Annotated in this window: 5 protein-coding genes; 3 read left to right on the top strand and 2 right to left on the bottom strand. The window is 59.6% G+C overall.

The window, feature by feature from the left end:
• The first annotated feature begins 65 nt into the window (after positions 1 to 65).
• Both macA and AC3IUF_RS17520 read left to right on the top strand, forming a co-directional pair.
• Positions 66 to 1,214, top strand: coding sequence for a macrolide transporter subunit MacA (macA, locus tag AC3IUF_RS17525; RefSeq protein ID WP_463543272.1), 1,149 nt, complete (start codon positions 66 to 68; stop codon positions 1,212 to 1,214).
• A gap of 2 nt (positions 1,215 to 1,216) precedes the next feature.
• Positions 1,217 to 3,175, top strand: coding sequence for a MacB family efflux pump subunit (locus AC3IUF_RS17520; RefSeq protein WP_007915988.1), 1,959 nt, complete (start codon positions 1,217 to 1,219; stop codon positions 3,173 to 3,175).
• Between the two features lie 200 nt (positions 3,176 to 3,375).
• Here the strand turns inward: AC3IUF_RS17520 and AC3IUF_RS17515 are convergent, their stop codons facing one another.
• The gene (locus AC3IUF_RS17515; protein ID WP_414915934.1) at positions 3,376 to 4,122 is read right to left on the bottom strand and encodes a response regulator transcription factor; all 747 of its coding nucleotides are present in this window, start codon (positions 4,120 to 4,122) and stop codon (positions 3,376 to 3,378) included.
• Between the two features lie 320 nt (positions 4,123 to 4,442).
• On the opposite strand from AC3IUF_RS17515, the gene ycaC reads away from it, so the two are divergent.
• Entirely contained in the window at positions 4,443 to 5,075 is a 633-nt protein-coding gene (ycaC, locus tag AC3IUF_RS17510) for an isochorismate family cysteine hydrolase YcaC (protein WP_007916011.1), read from the top strand.
• 87 nt (positions 5,076 to 5,162) lie between these two features.
• On the opposite strand, the gene AC3IUF_RS17505 is transcribed toward ycaC, so the two are convergent.
• The gene (locus AC3IUF_RS17505) at positions 5,163 to 6,185 is read right to left on the bottom strand and encodes an alpha/beta hydrolase (RefSeq protein WP_489278804.1); all 1,023 of its coding nucleotides are present in this window, start codon (positions 6,183 to 6,185) and stop codon (positions 5,163 to 5,165) included.
• Positions 6,186 to 6,276 lie beyond the last annotated feature (91 nt).

Here is a 6,276-nt window from a genome sequence, read left to right as displayed (position 1 = left end):
ATGTTGTTTTCAATTGGAGCCCGGCGTTAAGCCGGGCTCACCCCTGAACGGACTTGTGGTCATTTATGGAAAAGTCGAAGTTGCGCAAAGTCGGTATGGGTCTGGCGTTAGTGGCAGTAGCGGGATTGGCGTTCTACGCGGTGCAAGCACCGGCCGAGGCGCCGCAATACCTGACCGCGCCTGTGGAGCGCGGTGATATTGAAAACGCGGTGCTGGCCACCGGGTTGCTCGAAGGCATCAAACAAGTGGACGTCGGTGCGCAGGTGTCCGGGCAATTGAAGTCGCTCAAGGTCAAGGTTGGCGACAAGGTAAAGAAGGGGCAGTGGCTGGCGGAAATCGATCCGCTGGTGCTGCAGAACACCCTGCGTCAGGCTCAGGTCGATGAGGAAAACCTGCAAGCGCAAAAGCGCGCCACGCAGGCTCAACTGAGGCAGACCAAAGCGATTTACGAGCGCTACAAGAACCTGCAGGACGACGCGTCGATCTCGCGCCAGGATTTCGAAAATGCCGAGTCGAACTATCAGGTACAACAGGCCAACCTGATGTCGCTGGACGCGCAGATCAAAAGCGCGCACATCCAGATCGACACGGCCAAGGTCAATCTGGCGTACACACGGATTGTTGCGCCGATCGATGGCGATGTGGTCGGCGTGGTCACTCAGGAAGGCCAGACGGTGATCGCCAGCCAACTGGCGCCGGTCCTGCTGAAACTGGCGGATCTGGACACCATGACGGTCAAGGCGCAGGTGTCCGAAGCCGATGTGATTCACATTGCCCCGGGGCAGGAGGTGTATTTCACCATTCTCGGTGAGGACAAACGCTACTACGCGAAACTGCGTGGCACCGACCCGGCGCCACAGAACTTTCTTGAAACACCGCCCGCCGGCACGCCAAAGCAAAGCAGCGCGGTGTTCTACAACGCCTTGTTCGAAGTGCCCAATCCCGATCATCGCTTGCGCATCTCGATGACCGCGCAGGTGCGCATCGTCCTCGATACCGCCAAATCGGTGCTGACCGTGCCGGTCGCGGCGCTTGGCCCGCGCAACGCCGATGGCAGTTTTCCGGTACGGGTGCTCGACGCCAAGGGCCACGCGCAATCGCGCAATGTGCAAACCGGGATCAACAACAACGTCAAAGTGCAGATCAATGCCGGGCTGGCGGAAGGCGATCGCGTAGTCATCGGTGATCCGCTGACGAATGTGGCGGGGGCCTGAGCATGACCGAGCCACTGCTACAGCTCACCGGTATCACCCGCAGTTTCACCGCCGGTGACCGCGAATTTCTCGCGCTGAACAACATCAATCTGACGATCAATGCCGGGGAAATGGTCGCGATCATTGGCGCCTCGGGCTCGGGCAAATCGACCCTGATGAACATCCTCGGCTGCCTTGATTACGCCACTGCCGGCAGCTACAAGATCAACGGCCAGGAAACCCGCGATCTGGACAATCAGGCCTTGGCCGAACTGCGCCGCGACTACTTCGGTTTCATATTCCAGCGCTACCACTTGCTGCCGCATTTGAGCGCGATGCACAACGTCGAGATGCCGGCGATTTACGCCGGGACGCCGCAGCTTCAGCGCCACGCCCGCGCCCGCGAGTTGTTGGCGCGACTGGGTCTGGAAGGGCATTTGACGCATCGGCCGAGCCAGCTCTCCGGCGGTCAGCAGCAGCGGGTGAGTATCGCCCGCGCCTTGATGAACGGCGGCGAAGTGATCCTCGCCGACGAGCCGACCGGCGCACTCGACACGGCCAGCGGCAAGGAGGTCATGCGCATCCTGCTGGAGCTGCACGCGGCGGGGCATACGGTGATTCTGGTGACCCACGACCCGAAAGTCGCCGCCAACGCCGAGCGCATCATCGAAGTCAGCGACGGCGAAATCCTCAGCGACCGCACCAACGAGCGCGACACCACGCACCTGCTCAGCGAAGAACCGGTGGCACCGAAAGCGGCTGCGTCACGGCGCCTGGTCGCCAGCCTCGGGCTGTTCAAAGAAGCGTTCGCCATGGCCTGGGTGGCGTTGATTTCCCATCGCATGCGCACCTTGCTGACCATGCTCGGCATCGTCATCGGCATTACTTCCGTGGTGTCGATCTCGGCGGTCGGCGAGGGCGCGAAGAACTACGTGCTCAAGGACATCGCCGCCATCGGCAGCAACACCATTGATGTCTATCCCGGCAGCAGTTACGGCGACAAACGTGCAGCGGCCATCGAAACCCTGACGCCGGCCGATGTCACCGCGCTGAATCAGCTGTATTACGTCGACAGCGCCACGCCAATGATCGGCCGCAGCCTATTGCTGCGCTATCGTAATATCGACCTCGACGCCCAAGTCAACGGCGTCAGCGATCAGTACTTCAAAGTGCGCGGGATCAAAATGGCTGCGGGCATCCCGTTCAGCGAAAGCGATGCGCGGCGCCAGGCGCAGGTGGTGGTCATCGATCACAACACCCGCCAGCGTTTGTTCGGGCAAGACGTGGATCCGTTGGGGCAGGTGATCCTGATCGGCAACCTGCCGTGCACGGTGATCGGCGTGGCCGCGCAGGATAAAAGCCTGTTCGCCTCGGGCAAGACCCTGAATGTCTGGGTGCCTTATGAAACGGCGGCCGGGCGGGTATTGGGCCAGCGTTATCTGGACAGCATCAGCGTGCGCATGAAGGACGGCCAGCCGAGCAAAGTCGTGGAAGAGCACGTTACTCAACTGTTGTTGCAACGCCACGGTACCAAGGATTTCTTCACCAACAACCTCGACAGCGTCTTGCAGACCGTGCAGAAAACCAGCCGTTCGCTGGCATTGCTACTGTCGCTGATTGCAGTGATTTCCCTGGTGGTCGGCGGCATCGGAGTGATGAACATCATGCTGGTGTCGGTGACCGAACGCACTCGCGAGATTGGTATTCGCATGGCGGTGGGGGCGCGGCAGTCGGACATTCGTCAGCAGTTTCTGGTGGAGGCGGTGATGGTGTGTCTGTTGGGCGGAGCGATCGGGATATCCCTGTCGTATGCGATCGGGCATTTGTTTTCGGTGTTTATCAAGGAATGGGAGATGGTGTTTTCGCTGGCGTCGGTGCTGACGGCGGTGGTGTGTTCGACGTTGATCGGGATTGTGTTCGGGTTTGTGCCGGCACGGAATGCTTCACGGCTTGATCCGATTGAGGCATTGGCGCGGGATTGAGAGCGGCCCTCACCCTAACCCTCTCCCGGAGGGAGAGGGGACTGACCGCGGTGTTCTTTCGAGGTGCGCCGACCTGGAAATCGCGTCGAACTCAGGCTCGAAAACTACACAAATCTGCTCCCTTTCCCCCTCGCGCCCTTGGGGGAGAGGGCTGGGGTGAGGGGGTAGCGATCCAGAGCCGTGCACAAAACCCACGTTTATCACGCCGCACTCGATCCCAACGTCTCCAACGGCGAATACATCCAGCGCATCAACGAATGCCGCCCACTGATGCCCAACTTGATCGCCGCCCGTTTCAGATAACTCTCCACGGTGTTGACCTTCAGCGCCAACTGCTCGGCCAGTTCCGGCGCCGTGCGGCCGGCGAGCAGGCCGACACACACTTCGGTTTCGCGGTTGGACAGGCTCAGCCCCAGTTGCTCCAGGCGCTCGTCGAAGCGTAGGCGCAAGGTTTCCAGGCCGCTGCCTTCGGCTGCTTCGGACGGGGTTTGCGGTTCAAGGGTGGCCGGTTGCAGGGCGTTGATGTGTTTTTCCACCATCGGCAGCAGTACCGGGGAGATGTCCTGCAACAGGCTGCGCTCTTGCGCGGAAAAGCGCTGCGACTCGCCGTTGCGGTATACCGAAATCACGTAGCGGTAGCCATCCTTGCGCCGGGTCAGGTGCAGTTGCGAGGCGTCCGCGCTGGTCGCAGCCGGCGGATTCTGTAAGTGGTGGGCCGCCGCACTGTGTTCGGAAAACACCGTTTCGGCGAGCAGGGCCGGCTCTTTCAGTGGCTCCGGCTCACTGCGGCTCGACGCGCGGCTCACCGGTTCGACACGCATCTGCCGGATGTGCGTGGCGTCTACCGCCAGTTGCGTCAGGATCAGGTCATGCAGCATGCGCGGAAAGTGCCGGCTGCCGGTGCTGGCGATGACCTTGCCGATGTGGGGGAACAAGTGTGAATTCATATGCGTGTCATCCCTGAGAGGCGTTAATTCAAAAACGTCTGCAGCACTGTCGACGATCTCCTTGGTCGACGAAATACCGCAGACTTGGATCCTATCCTAGTACAACGTTTGAGCTTCTGTTTAATGAAGGTGTTATTAGCTAATAACCCTGATTTTGCTGGCTTCAATGCGGGAGCGAAGAGAACACCGTCGCTGAATTGTCCTGTTCAGGTTGACGGTGAAACGCGTTTGAACCGATTTATCCCCTTTCGATGCGTCAGTAACCTGTACACAACTTGAACGCAACAACAACTTTCCAACATTGAAAAGGGACGCCCATCATGACCACTCCAACCTACAACCGCCTGAACAAAGATGACGCTATCGTGCTGCTGGTCGACCACCAGACCGGCCTGATTTCCCTGGTGCAGGACTTCTCGCCCAACGAATTCAAGAATAACGTGCTGGCCCTGGCCGATCTGGCCAAGTTCTTCGAACTGCCGACCATCCTCACCACCAGTTTCGAACAAGGCCCGAACGGCCCGCTGGTGCCGGAATTGAAAGAGATGTTCCCGGATGCGCCGTACATCGCTCGCCCAGGTCAGATCAACGCCTGGGACAACGAAGACTTCGTCAAAGCGATCAAGGCCACCGGGCGCAAGCAGATCATCATTGCCGGTGTGGTCACGGATGTGTGTGTAGCGTTCCCGACCTTGTCGGCGCTGGCGGAAGGGTTTGATGTGTTTGTGGTGACTGATGCGTCCGGCACCTTCAACACCACCGTGCAACAAGCCGCGTGGAGCCGCATGACTCAAGCCGGTGCGCAGATGATGAACTGGTTCTCGGTGGCCTGTGAGCTGCACCGCGACTGGCGCAACGACATTGAAGGCTTGGGCAATTTGCTGTCGCAGCGCATCCCCAACTACCGCAACCTGATGAACAGCTACTCGGCGCTGACCGCACAGCAGAAGTAAGCCGACGTGCTGCAAACGAAAAGCCTGCCCTGAAAAGCAGGCTTTGTCGTGTCTGCACTTTAAAGCGCTGGCAGCGTTGCGATGGCGTTACTTCAGGTTATGGCTGAAGAACTCGGTCAATTTGGCGAAGGGAATCAGGTTGACCCGGTCGTACAAGTCGACATGGCCGGCCCCTGGAATGATCAGCAGCTCTTTGGGTTCGGCCGCGCGCTGGTACGCGTCTTCACTGAACTCGCGGGAGTGCGCCTGAGCACCGGCGATGAACAGCAGCGGGCGCGGGGAGATGCTCTCGATGTCATTGAACGGGTAGAAGTTCATGAACTTCACATTGCTGATCAGCGTCGGCATGGTGGTGGTCTGCGGCGAAGCATCGGCCGGGGTGACCTGGCCACGCGGGGTGCGGTAGAAATCGTAGAACTCGTCCCCCACGGCATTACCGGTGAGTTTGAGCGGTGTGCCGCCGGTGTAGCGGACCGGGCCGCCCCAGGACTGCGCGTCACGCTGCTGCGCCGCCTGTTCAATGATCGATTGGCGTTGAGCTGGCGTGAGCGAATGTTTGAGGCCGTTGCGGTTGGCAGCACCCATGTCGTACATGCTGACGGTGGCAATCGCCTTCAAACGTGGGTCGATCTTGGCGGCGCTGATGGCGAAGCTGCCGCTGCCGCAAATACCGATAACACCGATACGCTCGCGATCGACCAGTGGGCGAGTGCCGAGAAAGTCCACCGCCGCGCTGAAGTCTTCGGCATAAATGTCCGGCGCAACCGACTGGCGTGGCAGGCCTTCGCTTTCGCCCCAGAAGGACAAGTCGAACGACAGCGTGACGAAACCCTGTTCCGCCATTTTGGTCGCGTAGAGATTGGCGCTTTGCTCTTTCACTGCGCCCATCGGGTGGCCGACGATGATCGCGGCATTTTTTGACTGTGGGTCAAGGTTCTTCAGGCTGAACAGATTGCCAGCGACCTTCATTCCGTACTGGTTCTTGAAGGTGACCTTTTCCACGGTCACTTTATCGCTGGTGTAGAAGTTGTCTGCGCCGTTCGACATATCGGCTCCCATGGCTGAAAAAGTACTGAAGAGCAGCCCGAAGGCCAAGCAAAAACCTTTCACTGGAATGTCCTTGCGATTGAGGGTTTATTCGTCTGAGCCTGTGCACGAACATTCTCTCGATCAGCGCCTCGGCGCCGAAGTGCATTCCTCT

This window comes from Pseudomonas sp. KH_040, assembly GCF_057839305.1.
This window is presented reverse-complemented; position numbering and strand designations above follow the sequence as displayed.

Coding starts and splice junctions, on each gene's coding strand:
- macA (WP_463543272.1), top strand. CDS start 66: ATGGAAAAGTCGAAGTTGCGCAAAGTCGGTATGGGTCTGGCGTTAGTG.
- AC3IUF_RS17520 (WP_007915988.1), top strand. CDS start 1,217: ATGACCGAGCCACTGCTACAGCTCACCGGTATCACCCGCAGTTTCACC.
- AC3IUF_RS17515 (WP_414915934.1), bottom strand. CDS start 4,122: ATGAATTCACACTTGTTCCCCCACATCGGCAAGGTCATCGCCAGCACC.
- ycaC (WP_007916011.1), top strand. CDS start 4,443: ATGACCACTCCAACCTACAACCGCCTGAACAAAGATGACGCTATCGTG.